The 16222-nt window shown below is 66.9% G+C and carries 15 protein-coding genes; 9 read left to right on the top strand and 6 right to left on the bottom strand.

All coding sequences use genetic code 11. From position 1 onward, the window contains the following. Positions 1 to 45: 45 nt before the first annotated feature. A complete protein-coding gene (locus AC3XQU_RS12455; protein WP_489874470.1) occupies positions 46 to 300 on the bottom strand; it encodes an acyl-CoA-binding protein in 255 nt (84 codons plus the stop codon). Between the two features lie 141 nt (positions 301 to 441). Beyond that, positions 442 to 798: an FKBP-type peptidyl-prolyl cis-trans isomerase gene (locus AC3XQU_RS12450; RefSeq protein WP_489874469.1), complete on the bottom strand. Its 357-nt coding sequence runs from the start codon at positions 796 to 798 to the stop codon at positions 442 to 444. A 172-nt stretch (positions 799 to 970) separates the two neighbouring features. Between AC3XQU_RS12450 and AC3XQU_RS12445 the strand changes: the two genes are divergently transcribed. From AC3XQU_RS12445 to AC3XQU_RS12435, 3 genes are all read left to right on the top strand, one after another. Further along, positions 971 to 1792, top strand: a complete 822-nt coding sequence (locus AC3XQU_RS12445) for an EI24 domain-containing protein (protein WP_489874468.1) — start codon at positions 971 to 973, stop codon at positions 1790 to 1792. A gap of 402 nt (positions 1793 to 2194) precedes the next feature. Beyond that, positions 2195 to 5380, top strand: coding sequence for a transglycosylase domain-containing protein (locus AC3XQU_RS12440; protein WP_489874467.1), 3186 nt, complete (start codon positions 2195 to 2197; stop codon positions 5378 to 5380). A 38-nt stretch (positions 5381 to 5418) separates the two neighbouring features. Next, a complete protein-coding gene (locus tag AC3XQU_RS12435) occupies positions 5419 to 6780 on the top strand; it encodes a TAXI family TRAP transporter solute-binding subunit (protein ID WP_489874673.1) in 1362 nt (453 codons plus the stop codon). A gap of 4 nt (positions 6781 to 6784) precedes the next feature. On the opposite strand, the gene AC3XQU_RS12430 is transcribed toward AC3XQU_RS12435, so the two are convergent. Further along, the gene (locus tag AC3XQU_RS12430) at positions 6785 to 7696 is read right to left on the bottom strand and encodes a LysR family transcriptional regulator (RefSeq protein WP_489874466.1); all 912 of its coding nucleotides are present in this window, start codon (positions 7694 to 7696) and stop codon (positions 6785 to 6787) included. Between the two features lie 121 nt (positions 7697 to 7817). Here AC3XQU_RS12430 and AC3XQU_RS12425 point away from each other — a divergent pair, with 121 nt between their 5' ends. From AC3XQU_RS12425 to AC3XQU_RS12415, 3 genes are all read left to right on the top strand, one after another. Next, the gene (locus AC3XQU_RS12425; RefSeq protein ID WP_489874465.1) at positions 7818 to 8564 is read left to right on the top strand and encodes an SDR family oxidoreductase; all 747 of its coding nucleotides are present in this window, start codon (positions 7818 to 7820) and stop codon (positions 8562 to 8564) included. Between the two features lie 41 nt (positions 8565 to 8605). Then, entirely contained in the window at positions 8606 to 9460 is an 855-nt protein-coding gene (locus AC3XQU_RS12420) for a pirin family protein (RefSeq protein ID WP_489874464.1), read from the top strand. Between the two features lie 138 nt (positions 9461 to 9598). Next, complete coding sequence (locus AC3XQU_RS12415; protein ID WP_489874463.1) at positions 9599 to 11566, top strand: CocE/NonD family hydrolase; 1968 nt, start codon at positions 9599 to 9601, stop codon at positions 11564 to 11566. Between the two features lies 1 nt (position 11567). Here AC3XQU_RS12415 and AC3XQU_RS12410 read toward each other — a convergent pair whose 3' ends face one another. The 3 genes from AC3XQU_RS12410 to AC3XQU_RS12400 form a co-directional block, all read right to left on the bottom strand. Further along, the gene (locus tag AC3XQU_RS12410) at positions 11568 to 12248 is read right to left on the bottom strand and encodes a hypothetical protein (RefSeq protein WP_489874462.1); all 681 of its coding nucleotides are present in this window, start codon (positions 12246 to 12248) and stop codon (positions 11568 to 11570) included. Between the two features lie 2 nt (positions 12249 to 12250). Beyond that, on the bottom strand, positions 12251 to 12709 hold the full coding sequence (locus AC3XQU_RS12405; RefSeq protein ID WP_489874461.1) for a rhodanese-like domain-containing protein: 459 nt from the start codon (positions 12707 to 12709) through the stop codon (positions 12251 to 12253). Between the two features lie 188 nt (positions 12710 to 12897). After that, positions 12898 to 13098 carry a hypothetical protein gene (locus AC3XQU_RS12400; protein ID WP_489874676.1) on the bottom strand — a complete coding sequence of 67 codons (201 nt, stop codon included), beginning with the start codon at positions 13096 to 13098 and terminating at the stop codon, positions 12898 to 12900. On the opposite strand from AC3XQU_RS12400, the gene glnA reads away from it, so the two are divergent. The 3 genes from glnA (at position 13000) to glnL (ending at position 16203) form a co-directional block, all read left to right on the top strand. After that, positions 13000 to 14415 (top strand): type I glutamate--ammonia ligase, encoded by a 1416-nt coding sequence (glnA, locus tag AC3XQU_RS12395; RefSeq protein WP_489874460.1) that lies wholly within the window; start codon positions 13000 to 13002, stop codon positions 14413 to 14415. The genes AC3XQU_RS12400 and glnA overlap by 99 nt on opposite strands. 157 nt (positions 14416 to 14572) lie before the next feature. Further along, complete coding sequence (locus AC3XQU_RS12390; protein WP_489874459.1) at positions 14573 to 15112, top strand: DUF4124 domain-containing protein; 540 nt, start codon at positions 14573 to 14575, stop codon at positions 15110 to 15112. Next, complete coding sequence (gene glnL / locus AC3XQU_RS12385) at positions 15109 to 16203, top strand: nitrogen regulation protein NR(II) (protein WP_489874458.1); 1095 nt, start codon at positions 15109 to 15111, stop codon at positions 16201 to 16203. Before AC3XQU_RS12390 ends, glnL begins: the two co-directional genes overlap by 4 nt. The last annotated feature ends 19 nt before the right edge of the window (positions 16204 to 16222 follow it).

Below are 16222 nucleotides of genomic sequence, written 5' to 3'. Positions count from 1 at the left end.
TGCCCGCCATGGCGGGCAACATGTGGAGACTTGGGCGGCCCTGCTTCAGCCCTTGAGTTCTTCGATCAGGTCGATGTACTGCTGCATCGCTTCGTCCTGCGAGGTGCCCTTCAGGGCGGCCCAGGCGTCGAACTTGGCGCGGTTGACGAAATCGGTCATGCCCGGACGCTCGCCGGTGGCGTCGCCGCTCGAACCCTGCTTGTAGAGCGCGTAAATCTTCAGCAAGGTCATGTTGTCCGGACGTTCCGGCAGATTCTTGGATTCGGCCTGGGCCTGGGCGAACTGTTCTTGCAAGCTCATGAATACTCCTGTGGTGGTTGCGTTGGCAATATGGAAATGCCGGGGCATCTTAGCGCAGGAGGAGCGTGTTCACGCCCGAATGGGGCGAACTTTAGAGGGGATGCTCGGGCAGCGCCCGGGGCGGGCGCTGCCGGACAGGTCTTAGACGGCGAGCAGTTCGACGTCGAAGATCAGGGTCGCGTTCGGCGGGATCACGCCGCCGGCGCCGCGTGCGCCGTAGCCGAGGCTGGCCGGGATGGTCAGGCGGCGCTGGCCGCCGACCTTCATGCCCTGCACGCCTTCGTCCCAGCCGCGGATCACATGGCCGGCGCCCAGCGAGAACTGGAAGGGGTCGTTGCGGTCCTTGCTCGAATCGAACTTGGCGCCGGCGGTGCCGTCGTCGTTGCGCAGCCAGCCGGTGTAGTGGACGGTGACGTGCTGGCCGGCTTTCGCCTCGGCGCCGTCGCCGACGACGGTGTCTTCGTATTGCAGGCCGGAATCAGTGGTATTGGTGGACATGGTCTTCCCTGTTGTTCAAGTTGAACGGCGATTGTAGTGCATCGCCGGAAGGCCTGCCAATGGCGGGGCCGTCGCCTGCAGCGGCCGGCGATGTGCGTAGAATGATAATCATGCAAACCAAGCAAGGAGCCGCGATGCCGTTTTCCCTCCAGACGCCGTACCGGGTGGCCCGATGAAAGGCGTCGGCCTGGCCTACCGCCGCGCGCTGCGCGCCCAGTTCTCGCGCCGCATGCTGCTGCTCTCGAGCGCGCCGCTGGCGCTGTCGCTGGTGTTGTGGGGCGCGCTGCTCTGGACCGGCCTGCAGCCGCTGCTCGACTGGCTGCACGGCGCCTTCGCCGAATACGAAATCTTCCAGCAGACCGGCAGCATGCTGGCCATGCTCGGCCTGGGCGTGCTGAAGGTGATGGTGGTGCCGCTGCTGGCCATCGCGCTGCTGCTGCCCCTGATCATCGGCTCGGCGCTGCTGTTCATGGGCGTGATCGCGATGCCGGTGATCGAGCGCCATGTCGGCAACACCCAATATCCGAAGCTGGAGAAGAAAGAGGGCGGCTCGTTTATCGGCAGCGTGGCCATCAACGTCGGCAGCACGGCGGTGTTCGCGGTGCTGTGGCTGCTCACCCTGCCGCTGTACGCGGTGCCGCCGCTGGCCTGGCTGGTGCAGGCCTGCCTGTGGGCCTGGGTGACCTCGCGCGTGATGAGCTACGACGCGCTGGCCGCGCATGCCAGCCCCGGCGAGCGCCACGAACTGATGCGCCGCCACCGCGGCGCGCTGCTGGCGATCGGCTTCGCCTCGGGCCTGGCCGGCGCCTTGCCCGGCATTGCCTGGATGGGCGGGGCGCTGCTGTCGGTGGTGCTGTTCCCCTTCCTGGCGATGCTCTCGCTGTGGCTCTACATCATGATCTTCCTGTTTGCCGGGCTCTGGTTCCAGTACTACTGCCTGGGCGCGCTGGAAGAGATGCGGGGGACCGGGCTGGCGCCGGCGGCGCAGGCCTGAACCCGCGGTCGGACAGGCTTGTCGGGCGACGGCGGAAGGCTTTGTAGGACAGCATGCCGCCCAGATAACTCTGCCGTTGTTTTTTTGCGAAAATAGATCGCGCGGATCAAAATTGTTAAACCGCGCCTCGCGCATCACGTATTGATGTGGTGGAATGATACCTGTGGTGGTGCAATCTGGAGTGAGTTTGCGCCGCCCGTTTTTGCGAACTGACGACGACGCAATCACTCGAACAAACCAGCAGCAACGATGGCGAGCAGGTTGGCGGGGATTGACGGCAGCATATTGAATCAAACCGGTTGAGCCATCATGGAAAGTATTCGCCGTTTAGGACGGCCTAGTAATGTATTCCGCGCGGTCGGCAAGTGGCGCGGACGTTCCGCCCCAGCGGGCGGCGCACCTGTGCTCGCATCCGCGGGCGGCAGCGATGTTCCCCTGTACGAAGCCTTCCCGCACCTGGCCGTGGCCGGTGGCGGAGGTGCGTCCGGCGGCGAACCGCTGCCTCCGCCCGAGCCGCCCGAGGGCCGTGATTCGCCTGAGCGCGCGCCCGAGCCGGCGCCGCGCAAGCGCAATTTCAAGCTCTGGCTGTACTGCACCTTGCTGGTGCTGGTGGCGCTGATCGCCCTCTGGACCGTGCTCGAGGTGCGCACCTCGCGCATCCAGGCCAAGATCTTCGCCGGCATGGCCGCCGACCTCGACTTCCGCATGGAGAAGGGCAAGAGCCCGTCGATCCGCTTCCCGGGCGCGAGCCCCTACGACACGCGCCTGGGCTATGCCAGCCTGCCGAGCTACCTGCAAAAGCTCGAGTCGCGCGGCTACCTGGTCGATTCGCAGGCGCGCATCTCGCCCAAGATGGTCGAGATGGCCGACCGCGGCCTGTACGCCACCTACCACGAGAAAACCAAGGTCGGCCTCGAGATCCTCGATTGCCGCGCCCAGCCCCTGTTCGCCTCGCGCTTCCCCGAGCGCTTCTATCACAAGTTCGACGACGCGCCGTCGCTGCTGGTGCAAAGCCTGCTGTTCATCGAGAACCGCGAGCTGCTCGATCCGGCCTACCCGCACCGCAACCCGGCCATCGAATGGGACCGCTTCTCGAAAGCGGTGTTCGACAAGACCCTGAGCAGCGTCGGCCTGGGCGGCGCCGGCCGCGTGGCCGGCGGCTCGACGCTGGCCACCCAGATCGAAAAATACCGGCACTCGCCGGAAGGCCGCACCGGTTCGCTGCACGACAAGATCATCCAGATGTCCTCGGCCACGCTGCGCGCCTACCAGGATGGCGAAGACACCACCGGGTCGCGCCGCCAGATCGTGCTCGACTACCTCAATACCGTGCCGCTGTCGGCCAAGCCGGGCTACGGCGAAGTCAACGGCATCGGCGACGGCATGTGGGTCTGGTACGGCCGCAATTTCGACCAGGTCAGCCGCACGCTCAAGGGCCCGATGAACACCCTTGACGCGGTCACCGTCTACAAGGAAGCGCTGTCGCTGATGATCGCGCAGCGCCGCCCGGCCTACTACCTGGGCGCCGGCGAGAACGACCTCGAGACCCTGACCAACAGCCACCTGCGCGTGCTGGCCCAGGCCGGCGTGATCTCGCCGCAGCTGCGCGACGCCGCCCTGAATGTACAGCTGCGTCCGTCCCAGGCCTCGGGCGTGGCCGCGCCGGGCGCCGACGCGTTCGTGTCGCGCAAGGCCGCCAACGCGGTGCGCAACCACCTCGGCTACCTGGTGGGCGACTCGCGCCTGTACAACCTCGACCGCCTCGACCTGTCGGTGATCTCGACCCTCGACGCCAAGGTGCAGGCCGACGTCACCGCGGCGCTGCGCAAGCTGACCGACGCCGAGCACGCGCAAGCGGCCGGCCTGACCGGCAAGGGCCTGCTCGGCAACGGCGACCCGGCCCAGGTGGTGTACAGCTTCACCCTGATGGAGCGCGGCGAGCACGTGAACTACCTGAGGGTCCAGACCGACAACTACGACCAGCCGCTCGACATCAACGAAGGCGCCAAGCTCGACCTGGGCTCGACCGCCAAGCTGCGCACCCTGGTGACCTACCTCGACATCGTCGACCAGCTGCACAAGCGCTTCGAGCCGATGGACAGAATCGGCCTGATGGGCGTCGAAGTCGATGCGAAGGACCGCATGTCGCAATGGGCGCTGGAGTATTTCCGCACCATGCCCGAGCGCGGCGACCGCGGCCTGGCCGCGATGCTGGCCGCCGCGATGGAGCGCAAGTATTCGGCCAACCCGGGCGAAGCCTTCTTCACCGGCGGCGGCCTGCACACCTTCGGCAACTTCAGCAAGCTCGACAACAGCAAGATCATGACGGTGACCGAGGCGCTGCGCCAGTCGACCAACCTGGTCTTCGTGCGCATGATGCGCGACGTCGTACGCTACTACATGTTCCAGCTGCCGGGTTCCTCGGCCCAGCTGCTGGCCGACGCCGACGATCCGCGCCGCGCCGAATACCTGGCGCGCTTCGCCGACAGCGAAGGCAAGGTGTTCATGGCCAAGTTCTGGAACAAGTACAAGGGCAAGACCCCGGCCGAGGTCGAGGCGCTGCTGTTCTCGACCGTGCGCCCGATGGCCTCGAAGCTGGCCGCGGCCCACCGCACCATCGCCCCGAACGCCACGCTGGCGCAGTTCGCCGAGTTCATCGACAAGTCGCTGCCGACCGCGAAAGAGATGGACCCGGACCGCATCCCGAAGATGTACGAGATGTACGACCCGCGCAACATGTCGCTGGCCGACCGCGGCTACGTGGCTTCGGTGCACCCGCTCGAGCTGTGGCTGGTGAGCTACCTGCGCGTCCATCCGAAGGCCGGTTGGACCGAAGTGACCAATGCCAGCGTCAAGGAGCGCCAGGAAGTGTATTCCTGGCTGTTCAAGACCCACCGCAAGCATGCCCAGGACAACCGCATCGCCGGCCTGCTCGAGGTCGAAGCCTTCCTCAAGATCCACGCCCAGTGGAAGAAGATGGGCTACCCGTTCGACTCGCTGGTGCCGTCCTACGCCACCACGCTGGGCGCCTCGGCCGACCGTCCGGCCTCGCTGGCCGAGCTGATGGGCATCATCGTCAACGGCGGCGTGCGCAAGCCGGTCGAGCGTATCGATTCGCTGCACTTCGCCAAGGACACGCCTTACGAAACCCTGGTCAAGCGCAGCAAGGGCGGCGGCAAGGAACAGGTCCTGTCGCCGGAAGTGGCGCGCGCGGTGGCCGACGCCATCCAGGGCGTGGTCTCGGACGGCACCGCCAAGCGCGTCAAGACCGCCTTCGTGCAGTCCGACGGCAGCGTGATCGCCCTGGGCGGCAAGACCGGTACCGGCGACCAGCGTTTCGAGGTGTATGCCCGGGGCGGCCGCGTGCTCGAGTCGCGCTACGTGAACCGTTCCGCCACCTTTGTCTTCAACATCGGCGAGCGCTTCTTCGGCAGCATGACCGCCTATGTGCACGGCCCGCAGTCGGGTAACTACGACTTCACCAGCGCACTGCCGGTGCAGCTGCTGGTCACGCTGGCGCCGAGCCTGATGCCGCTGATCGAACCGCCTCCGGGCAGCATCGCCGCCCAGCGACAGTGCGTCCGCTGAAAGCCGGGAGCACTGCCGTCAAGCATGCGGTGACGCGCATGCGCCAGTTCTCGATCGTGTCCCTGCGCGACCTCCTGGTCGCGTCGGGGCCGACGCTGCTGGCGGTCGTTGCGGTGGCGGTGCTGGCCTACCTGTGGGTGGACCCGGCCCCGCCGCGCAAGCTCACCATGGCCACCGGCCAGTTCAACAGCGCCTACGAAGACTTCGGCCGCAAGTACGCGTCGCTGCTGGCGCGCGACGAGATCGCCTTGACGCTCCAGCCTTCGCTCGGCTCCCACGACAACCTGCAGCGCCTGATCGACGGCCAGGTCGACATCGCCTTTGTCCAGAGCGGCTCGACCGAAGACGGGCAGGGCGCCGCGCCGCGCGACACCACCGGCCTGGTCTCGCTCGGCAGCCTGTTCACCGAGCCGGTCTGGCTGTTCCTGCGCGACGGTGCGCGCATCGAGCAGCTCACCGATCTGAAGGGCAAGCGCATCAACCTGGGGCCGGAAGGCACCGGCGTGCCGCGCCTGTTCCGCCAGGTGCTCGACGCCAACGGCATCGCGCCCAATGAGCTCAGGATCGGCGCGCTGGAAAACACGCCGGCCACGATGGAACTGCTGGCCGGGAAGATCGACGGCCTGGTGTTCAGCTCGGCCCCGGAAGCGCCGCTGATCCAGATGCTGCTGCAGACGCCGGGCATCAAGCTGTTCAACTTCACCCAGGCCGACGCCTATACCCGGCGCCTGCCTTTCCTGACCCATGTGGTGCTGCCGCGCGGGATCGTCGACCTCGGGCGCGACATCCCGGCCCAGGACTACCACCTGATTGCACCGACCGCGACCCTGGTCGCGAAGGAAAGCCTGCATCCGGCGCTGGTGGGCCTGCTCGTGAAGTCGGCCGGCGAGATCCACGGCAAGGCCGGCTGGTTCCAGCAGCAGGGCCAGTTCCCGTCGCCGAAATACACCGAGATCCCGGTGGCGCGCGAAGCCGCCCGCTACTACCGCGACGGCCCGCCCTTCATGCAGCGCTACATGCGCTTCTGGCTGGCCAACCTGTTCGAGCGGCTGTGGGTGGTGGCGGTGGCGCTGGCGGCGCTCCTGATTCCGCTGTCGAAGATCGTGCCGCCGATTTACGTCTGGCGCGTGCGCTCGCGCGTCTACCGCTGGTACGGCGAATTGCGCAAGGTCGAGCAGGAGCTCGAGGCGACCTTGCCGGAAGCGCGCGAGGCCGCGCGCGCAGGCCTGATGCAGCGCCTGGACGAGATCGAGGAAAGCGTCAACCACATTTCGATCCCGCTGGCCTATGCGGAAGAACTCTACCGCCTGCGCAGCCACATCAACTTCGTGCGCGAGCGGGTGCGCGGCACGATCGACCAGCACGGCATCGCGACTGCAAGCCCGGCTTCGCGCCAGTAGGGCCTTACAGGACCGCGTCGCCGGACGCGAATGCGCGGGAAGAATGCGCGGCCAGATGCTCGATGAAGTAGCGCACCTTGGCCTTGACCGGCATCTGTCCCGGAAAAATCGCATGGATGTCGCGGCTGGCAATGGTCCAGTCGGCGAGCACCCGCACGAGCGAGCCATCGGCGATGCCGGGGGCCGTCAGGAAGCCCGGCAGCATCGCCACGCCCAGCCCCCCGATGGCTGCATCGCGCAGCAACTCCATGTCGTTCACCTGCAGGAAAGGCTTGAACCTGACCATGGCGTCGGAGGTCCCATTCGAGAACGACCATCGGTGGTCGGCCTTGTCTTCGCCGTTCGCCAGGCAGGGGAAGTCGGCCAGCTCGTGGGGGTGGGCCGGCTGGCCGAGCCGCGCCAGCGCCGCCGGGCTGGCCACCAGCGTCAGGCTGGCCTGCGCCACGACCCTGGCGCGCAGCGTCGAATCGGCCAGCGGCCCGATGCGAAAGGCCAGGTCGACATGCTCGTCGATCAGGTCCACCAGCCTGTTGGCAAGCACCACCTCGACCCGTGTCTCGGGAAAGCGCGTGCAGTAGTCGACGATGACGGGGCCCAGCACGCTGCGGCCGAAGGCGATGGGCGCGCTGATGCGCAAGCGGCCCTTGGGGACGGCCTGCAGATCCTGGATCGAGGTCTCGGCGCCCTCGATGTCGTCCAGCACGTCGCGGCAGTGTTCGTAATAGAGTGCGCCGGCGTCGGTCAGGTTCAACCTGCGGGTGCTGCGGTGTAGCAGCTCGACGCCGAGCCGGCGCTCCAGGCTCGCGACCGCCCGGCTGACCGAGGAGACGGGCATGCCGAGGCTGCGCGCGGCGCCGGAAAAGCTGTTGGCTTGCACGACCTTGGTAAAGACCGCGATTTCATTCAGGTCGATCATTTTTGCGCCGGTGGAAAGATCATTTGCGATTTCACAGGCTACTGCACATTCACCGCCGTCGCTACCATTTCTCTCACGGTTCGGCACTTCGCCGAATCGCCAACCAGAGCGAGGAATCATCATGAACGGCAAACTGAATGGAAAAGTAGTCCTGATCACCGGCGCATCGCGCGGCATGGGCAAGGCGATGGCGCTGCGCGCTGCGCGCGAAGGCGCCAGCATCGTGGTCCACTACGGCACCCGTGCCGCCGAAGCCGAGGCGGTGGCGGAGCAGGTGCGCGCCCTGGGGGGCCGGGCGGTCACGGTCAGCGCCGACCTTGGCGGCGGCGCAGCCGGCATCGGCAAGATCTTCGCCGCAGCCGATACCCTCGGCCCCCTGCACGCGGTGGTGCTCAACGCCAGCGCCGCGATCGTTCCCAAGACCCTGGCCACCGTCTCGGAAGAAGAGTTCGACACCACCTTCGCCGTGAACGTGAAGGGCTCCTTCCTGCTGCTCAAGGAGGCGGCGCAGCGCCTGGCCGACCATGGCCGTGTCATCGGTTTGTCCACGCCCTACGTCGTGCAGCCGACCCTGGAGCGGGGTGTCACCGCCGCCTCCAAGGCGGCGCTCGACGCCATGGTGCTGTCCCTGTCCAGGGAACTCGGCCCGCGCGGCATCACCGCCAATGCCGTGCTGCCGGGAGCGACCACCACCGAGTCCTTCCTCGAGCAGGTGCCCGAGGCCTACCACGAGCACATCAGGAACCAGATCCCGCTCGGGCGCCTGGGACGCGCCGAGGATGTCGCCGACGTCGTCGCCTTCCTGCTGTCGGACGACGCCCGCTGGATCACCGGCCAGACCCTGCGCGTGACGGGGGGCCTGCTGTGAGCCCGGGCCTGAACGGAGCGCGCATTCCCGCGCGGGAAACGGTGGGTCCCGGGCTGGCGCTGACCACGCTGGTGCCGGCCCCGCACGCGCGGCAGCTGGGCAGCTTCGTCTCGATCGCGCGTTTCTCGATGTCGGGGCGGGTGTTTCCGCCGCATCCCCATGCGGGCTTCACGGCGATGACCTACCTGCTCGAGGATTCGCCCGGGGCGATGATGAACCGCGACAGCCTGGGTTACAGCGATGTCATCGAGCCCGGCGGCGCATACTGGACCATCGCGAACGCGGGGATGATGCACGAGGAGACTCCGCTGGAAGCGGGGCGCACGGTGGAGGGGTTCCAGATCTTCATCAACCATCCGGCCGCCGACAAGATCAAGCCGCCGGCCCGCCTTCACCTGCGGCCTGGCGAGCTGCCGGCCTGGCCGGCCGGCTCGAGCATGCACCTGCGGCTGGTGCTGGGCCAGTACGGCGGACGCAGCGCCACGCCCGTCATGCCCGGAGAGGCGCTGATGCTGCAGCTATCGTCCGGGCATGCGGCGTCCGGATCCTTGCAGCGCCCCGGCTCCCAGCAGGCCGCGTTGTTCATCGAAGGCGGCGACCTCAGTCTCGACGGTGGCGAGTCCTTCCATCCGGCCGGCGCATGGGTGCCATGGGCGCCGGCGCAGCCGGAGCTGGACATCGTCTCGCGGGGCGCATTCGAAGCCTATGTCTTCGCCGCCAGCGAACTGGGAGAGCCCTCGGCCGCGCGCGGTCCGTTCATCATGAGCGACCAGGCCCAGCTCGATGCCGCGTTTGCGCGCTTCAGGGCCGGATCGATGGGCAGTCTCTCGGCACGCGAGGCAGCGCCAGGGGCCGGATCCGGCGCCAGGCGCCAGCCAAAGGCCGATGGGCGCTAGGGTGCGGCCTGCGGGCCGGCATCGTGCCGCCCTTGCTGGCCTGGCCTGGCGGGGACCTTGCTCCACCTGCCGAAATAGCAGGACGCAGCCGGAAACGGATTACACTGGCGGACTTTGTCCAGATTCCCCGAGGAAGCCATGATCCGTCGTCCCTTGCCCGCGATTGCGCTGGGCCTGCTGCTGGCCTGCGCCGCCGGCGCGCAAGCCGCCAACCAGTCCAGCGCCGCCGCTGACGCACCCGTGCAGAAGCGCACGCCGCGCGAGGCCTATACCAAATACGAATACCGCATCCCGATGCGCGACGGCGTCAAGCTCTTCACCGTGGTCTACGTACCGAAGGACGCCACCAAAACCTATCCCTTCCTGGTGCAGCGCACGCCCTACAGCGCGGCCGTGCAGGCCCAGGGCGAGCAGCGCTATGGCGTGGACTGGTTCCCCGCGGCGCTCAGCCCCACGCCCGAGCTGGAAGACGCCGGCTACATCTTCGTGACCCAGGACGTGCGCGGGCGTTTCATGTCCGAAGGCGCCTGGCAGGAGATGACTCCGCACCTCAAGGCCAAGCGCGCGCCCGGGGAGGGGCAGGAGAGCGCCGACATGCACGACACGGTCGAGTGGCTGCTCAAGCACGTGCCCAACCATAACGGCCGGGTCGGCATCTGGGGCATCAGCTACCCGGGCTTCTACACCGCGGCCAGCATCATCGATTCGCACCCGGCGATCAAGGCCGCTTCGCCGCAGGCGCCGATCGCCGACCTGTACATGGGCGACGACTCCTACCACGGCGGCGCCTTCATGCTGGCGGCGAACTTCGACTTCTACGCCTCCTTCCTGCCGATGAAGAACCCGGCCTTGCCGCCGAAAGAACGCGCCGGCTTCGACTACGGCGTGGCCGATGGCTACGACTTCTTCCTCAAGCACCTGACGCTGCCGAAGATCCTGGCCACCATGAGCGACGAGCAGCGCGAGCTCCTCGTGCCGACCATCGAGCACGATACCTACGACGAATTCTGGCGCTCGCGCGACATCACGCCGCACATGAAGAACGTCAAGGCGGCGGTGCTGACGGTGGGCGGCTGGTTCGACGCGGAAGACCCGGCGGGGCCCTTCGCCATCTACAAGGCGGTGGGCAAGCACAACCCCGGCACGGCCAATGCCCTGGTGATGGGCCCCTGGGTGCATGGCGGCTGGGCGCGCAGCGACGGCGCCCGCCTGGGCAACGTGTCCTTCGATGCGAAAACGAGCGAGTACTTCCGGCGCGAGATCCAGTTCCCCTTCTTCGAGCAGCACCTCAAGGGCGTCAAGCCGGCGCGCAGCCTGCCTGCGGTGACGGCCTTCGAGACCGGCACCAATGTCTGGCGCACCTACGCGGCCTGGCCGCCGGCGCCGGCCAAGGCGCGCACGCTCTACTTCGGGCCGAACGGCACGCTGGGCTGGCAGCAGCCGGCAGCGAGCGGCGCCGGCTTCGACGAATACGTGGCCGACCCGCGCAAACCCGTGCCTTACATCGGCTATGCGGCCACGGGCGTGCCGCGCGAATACATGGTCTCGGACCAGCGCTTCGCCGCGACCCGTCCCGACGTGCTGGTCTACCAGAGCGAGGTGCTGGAAGAAGACGTGACGATCGCCGGCCCCGTGGTGCCGAAGATGTTCGTCTCGACCACCGGCACCGACGCGGACTGGGTGGTCAAGCTGATCGACGTGTATCCGGCGGCGTATCCGACACCGAGTGCGGAGCGCAAGGGCAACGACGTGGGGCCGCCGGCGCTCAACATGGGCGGCTTCCAGCAGCTGGTGCGCGGCAATCCGCTGCGCGGCAAGTTCCGCAACAGCTACGAGAAGCCGGAGCCGTTCACGCCCGGCAAGCAGGAAGCGCTGTCGTTTGAACTCGGGCAGGTGAACCACACCTTCCGGCGCGGCCACCGGATCATGGTGCAGGTGCAGAGCTCATGGTTCCCGCTGGTGGACTTGAATCCGCAGACCTTCACGCATATCCCGAAGGCGAAGCCGGAAGATTTCGTGAAGGCGACGCAGCGGGTGTACCGTGCGCCGGGAGCGGCGTCGGGCGTACAGGTCCTCGTGATGCCCCAGGTTAGGCGGGAGCCGTAGCCTACGATGAGAGGGCGGCGCGCACCGCCCGCCGCACCGTCGTTGCAGGAATCAGGTCCACCGCCAGCTTGCGCAGGCGCGCCGCTTCAAGCTGCCGCCCGCGCTGCTCGAGCACCGCCAGCACCTGCCGCACGTCGTTCGCATAGATGTCGATCTGCGCCGGGATATACATGGTGCGTCCATGCTGCCGGCGCCAGCGCGAGAACGCCTTCATCAGGAAGCGGCCGCGCTCGCGGATGGTGTCCTCGGGCGCGGGCAGCAGGCGCTCGGCCAGCACGTAGTCGCCGGCGGCAATGATGGCCGGCAGCGCAATATCGGCGCAGGCCAGCAGCAGCTCCGGATCTGCGCGCTCGAGCGCCACGCACAGGGCATGCGTTTCCCCGCCTTTCCCCAGCTCGTCATTGATGGCCACCACGTCGTGGAACAGCCCGCGCTTGCCCTGGCCTGCCAGCAGCAGGGCCGCATCGCGGTCGCGCACCGCTTCCAGGGCGCTGAGTGCGGGCGGATAGTCCTGCCCCAGGTCGACCCAGGCGTAGAGCGCATACGACAGGCGCACGCCATACAGCGACGGGTCGTGTTCCAGCGCGTGGTCGTGGAACCACTGGAACTCGCGCAGGGCTGCCTCGTACTGGCCGTCGCCGGCAAGCTCGCTGGCGGCGTCCAGCCGTGCCTGTGCATCCATGCTCACGCCCCGAGCCAGGGCAGCCCGGCCTTGCACCAGCCGCCGATCGTCTTGCGATGGCCCTCGGCATCGCGGTCGCCCTCGAAGCCTTCCAGGATGTCGTAGGACTCGGCGAAGCCGTGCTCGGTGGCGACGCGCGCGCTGTGGCGCGAGCGCACGCCCGAGCGGCACAGGAACAGCAGCACCTCGTCCTTGCGCGCGACCTGCTCGAGCTGCGCACCGAATGCGGGATTGGGCTGGCCGCCGGGATAGGTGGCCCACTGCACCGCCACGTGCTGGGATTCGGGCACGGCGGCGCGGCCGACCCAGTCGCGCTCGGCATTGGTGCGCACGTCGACCAGCTTGGCGCGCGGGTCGAGCTGGAGCAGGGCGAACGCCTCTTCGGGCGTGACCGCGCCGGCATAGGGCTGGCCGGCGGCGCGTTCGCGGGCGGCGGCAAGAATGGCCTCGGGTGTGCTCATGGTGGTTGATCCATCCTGGACAAGAAAAAGCGTTGCACCAACTTGGTTCGGTGTATCCTGCGCTGCGATGGTGCAAGGTGGGTTAGTTTGCACCAAATCGGTGCATTCGTGCACCGGCACGCAAGCGCCGGCTCGTGACGATTGTATGGCCAATCCTGCATGCTTCCAACGAAGCAGTTGGCATGTACTCATAACGGCAGCTTGGCACAGTTCATGCTTTTAGGTACATCACGTTGTCGCGCTAGCGAAGATATCCAGCGCGGCACCCCCTTTTCAATCAGGAGATACGAATGGCAAAGACGGCTGCAGACGTAGTGCAAATGATCAAAGACAACGAAGTCAAGTTCGTTGATTTCCGCTTCGCCGATACCCGCGGCAAAGAGCATCACGTGACCGTTCCTGTCTCGCACTTCGACGAAGACAAATTCGAGTCGGGCCATGCATTCGACGGTTCGTCGATCGCCGGCTGGAAGGGCATCGAAGCCTCGGACATGCTTCTGATCCCGGATCCGCTGACCGCCAACATCGACCCGTTCATGGAAGAGACCACCCTGTTCATGCAGTGCGACGTGATCGAACCGTCGGACGGCAAGGGCTATGACCGCGACCCGCGCTCGATCGCCAAGCGCGCCGAAGCCTACCTGAAGTCCTCGGGCATCGGCGACACCGCCTACTTCGGCCCGGAGCCGGAATTCTTCATCTTCGACTCGATCCGCTGGAAGATCGACATGTCGGGCTGCTTCGTCAAGATCGACTCGGACGAAGCCTCGTGGTCGACCGACAAGGAAATCGAAGGCGGCAACCCCGGCCACCGTCCGACCGTCAAGGGCGGCTACTTCCCGGTCCCGCCGGTCGACAGCTTCCAGGACATGCGCTCGGAAATGTCGCTGATCCTCGAATCGATGGGCATCCCGGTCGAAGTGCACCACCATGAAGTGGCCGGCCCCGGCCAGAACGAAATCGGCACCAAGTTCTCGACCCTGGTTGAGCGCGCCGACTGGACCCAGAACATGAAATACGTGATCTGGAACGTGGCCCACAGCTACGGCAAGACCGCGACCTTCATGCCCAAGCCGATCAACGGCGACAACGGCTCGGGCATGCACGTGCACCAGTCGGTCTGGAAAGACGGCAAGAACCTGTTCGCCGGCGACGGCTATGCCGGCCTGTCGGAGACCGCGCTGTTCTACATCGGCGGCATCATCAAGCACGCACGCGCGCTGAACGCAATCACCAACCCGGGCACCAACTCGTACAAGCGCCTGGTGCCTGGCTACGAAGCGCCGGTCAAGCTGGCCTATTCGGCCCGCAACCGTTCGGCCTCGATCCGCATCCCGCACGTGGCCAACCCGAAGGGCCGCCGCATCGAGACCCGTTTCCCGGATCCGCTGGCCAACGTCTACCTGTGCTTCGCCGCGCTGCTGATGGCGGGCCTGGACGGTATCCAGAACAAGATCCACCCGGGTGAAGCGGCAACGAAAGACCTGTACCACCTGCCGCCGGAAGAAGACAAGCTGATCCCGACCGTCTGCTCGTCGCTGGAAGAAGCGCTCGACGCCCTGGACAAGGACCGCGAGTTCCTGACCCGCGGCGGCGTGTTCTCGGACGCCATGATCGACGCCTACATCGAACTGAAGATGCAGGAAGTCCAGCGCATGCGCATGACCCCGCACCCGGCCGAATTCGACATGTACTACTCGGCATGATCAGGACGACAAGCCGCTTGTCGCGCTAGCGCATCAAGTGGTGTAAGAGCCTGTAACAAACGCGGGGAAAGCGAGGGCTTTCCCCGCGTTTTTTCATGCTTGATGTATAGTCGGGCCGGACTACAATGGCTGCACGTTTATTGTGCAAATTATTCTGATGGGAACGACAATTACTCCATTCCGCCGTCTCGCCAGCCTGCTGGCCTTCCTCGCGTCCGGCCTGGCGCTGGCGCCCGCCGGCCAGGCCCAGGTGTTCAAGTGCGTGGACGACCAGGGCCGCGTCGAATTCACCGACCAGAACCGCCGCGGCTGCAAGCAGCTCGAAAGCTACACGCCCTCGGCCTCCACGCCGGCGCCGGTGCGCGCGTCGGCGCCGATTCCCGCGGTGCGCCCGCCCAACGCCGGCAGTTCAACGCCTGCCGCGGCCGCGACCCCGGCCAGCTTCCCGCGCGTCGATACCGCCCAGCAGCGCGCCCGCGACGACGACCGCCGCGAAATCCTCAACGACGAGCTGCGCCTGGAAGAAAAGAAGCTGGCCGACCTGCGCCGCGACTTCAATGGCGGCGAGCCTGAGCGCCAGGGCAACGAGCGCAACTACGCCAAGTACCAGGAGCGCGTGGCCAGCATGCGCGACGAGATCGGCCGTACCGAGAACAATATCGCGGCGCTGCGGCGCGAGATCGCCAATATCAAATGAGTTCGACGAGCCAGTCCGCCGTCCCGGCGCGCCCCGGCGCCAGGTATGCAGGCCTGGACCTGCTGGCGTCCAGCGTGCTGCTGGTCGGGCCGCACGGGGAAGTGCTGTATGCGAACCCGGCGGCCGAGAACCTGCTCGAGCTCTCGCTCAAGTCGCTGCAGCGCTGTCCCTTGCCGGAGCTGTTCGCCAATGGCCCCGAGCTGGCCGCCCTGTGCGCCCAGGCGCTGGCGCACCAGTATGCCGACCTGCGCCAGGACCTGACCCTGCAGCGCAGCGGACGCGAGCCGCTGCACGTGAACAGCATCGTCAGCGCGCTCGGCGCGGGCGAACTGCTGATCGAGCTGCGCGAGAACGTCCAGCAACTCAAACTCGACCGCGAGGAACGCATCCTCGACCAGAGCCAGGCCAACAAGGAACTGATCCGCAACCTGGCCCACGAGATCAAGAACCCGCTGGGCGGCATCCGCGGCGCGGCCCAGCTGCTCGAGCTCGAACTGCCGCCGCTGCACGCGGCCGAGCTGTCCGAATACACGCAAGTGATCATCAAGGAGGCCGACCGCCTCCAGACCCTGGTCGACCGCCTGCTGGCGCCGCACCGCAAACCCCATATCGTCGGCGACGTCAACATCCACGAAGTGTGCGAGCGCGTGCGCAGCCTGATCCTGGCCGAGTTCCCGGTGGGCCTCACCATCCGGCGCGACTACGATGCCTCGATCCCCGAGTTCAGGGGCGACATGGAGCAGCTGATCCAGGTGGTGCTGAACATCGCCCACAACGCCGCCCAGGCCTTGAGAAGCCGGATCGCGGCGGGCGACGCCGAGATCGTGCTGCGCACCCGGGTGGCGCGCCAGGTCACCCTGGCCAAGGTCCGTTATGGGCTGGCATTAGACTTGCATATCATCGACAATGGACCGGGCATCGCGCCCGAGATCCGCGACCGCATCTTCTACCCGCTCGTGTCGGGCCGGGATGGCGGCAGCGGCCTCGGGCTGACGCTGGCGCAGACCTTCGTGCAGCAGCACCTGGGTGTGATCGAGTGCGAAAGCCGGCCTGGACTGACGGATTTCCGGATACTGCTGCCCCTGCCATAAGCAGGCGCAGGCGGCCATC

This window comes from Telluria sp. AZSoR62, assembly GCF_058111565.1.
Note: the sequence above shows the minus strand (reverse complement) of the source record. Positions and strands in the feature narration are given on the sequence as shown.

What these genes read in the sequence shown, in the direction of transcription:
- AC3XQU_RS12455 (WP_489874470.1), bottom strand. Translation starts at nt 300, where the DNA reads ATGAGCTTGCAAGAACAGTTCGCCCAGGCCCAGGCCGAATCCAAGAAT.
- AC3XQU_RS12450 (WP_489874469.1), bottom strand. Translation starts at nt 798, where the DNA reads ATGTCCACCAATACCACTGATTCCGGCCTGCAATACGAAGACACCGTC.
- AC3XQU_RS12445 (WP_489874468.1), top strand. Translation starts at nt 971, where the DNA reads ATGAAAGGCGTCGGCCTGGCCTACCGCCGCGCGCTGCGCGCCCAGTTC.
- AC3XQU_RS12435 (WP_489874673.1), top strand. Translation starts at nt 5,419, where the DNA reads ATGCGCCAGTTCTCGATCGTGTCCCTGCGCGACCTCCTGGTCGCGTCG.
- AC3XQU_RS12430 (WP_489874466.1), bottom strand. Translation starts at nt 7,696, where the DNA reads ATGATCGACCTGAATGAAATCGCGGTCTTTACCAAGGTCGTGCAAGCC.
- AC3XQU_RS12425 (WP_489874465.1), top strand. Translation starts at nt 7,818, where the DNA reads ATGAACGGCAAACTGAATGGAAAAGTAGTCCTGATCACCGGCGCATCG.
- AC3XQU_RS12415 (WP_489874463.1), top strand. Translation starts at nt 9,599, where the DNA reads ATGATCCGTCGTCCCTTGCCCGCGATTGCGCTGGGCCTGCTGCTGGCC.
- AC3XQU_RS12410 (WP_489874462.1), bottom strand. Translation starts at nt 12,248, where the DNA reads ATGGATGCACAGGCACGGCTGGACGCCGCCAGCGAGCTTGCCGGCGAC.
- AC3XQU_RS12405 (WP_489874461.1), bottom strand. Translation starts at nt 12,709, where the DNA reads ATGAGCACACCCGAGGCCATTCTTGCCGCCGCCCGCGAACGCGCCGCC.
- glnA (WP_489874460.1), top strand. Translation starts at nt 13,000, where the DNA reads ATGGCAAAGACGGCTGCAGACGTAGTGCAAATGATCAAAGACAACGAA.
- AC3XQU_RS12390 (WP_489874459.1), top strand. Translation starts at nt 14,573, where the DNA reads ATGGGAACGACAATTACTCCATTCCGCCGTCTCGCCAGCCTGCTGGCC.
- glnL (WP_489874458.1), top strand. Translation starts at nt 15,109, where the DNA reads ATGAGTTCGACGAGCCAGTCCGCCGTCCCGGCGCGCCCCGGCGCCAGG.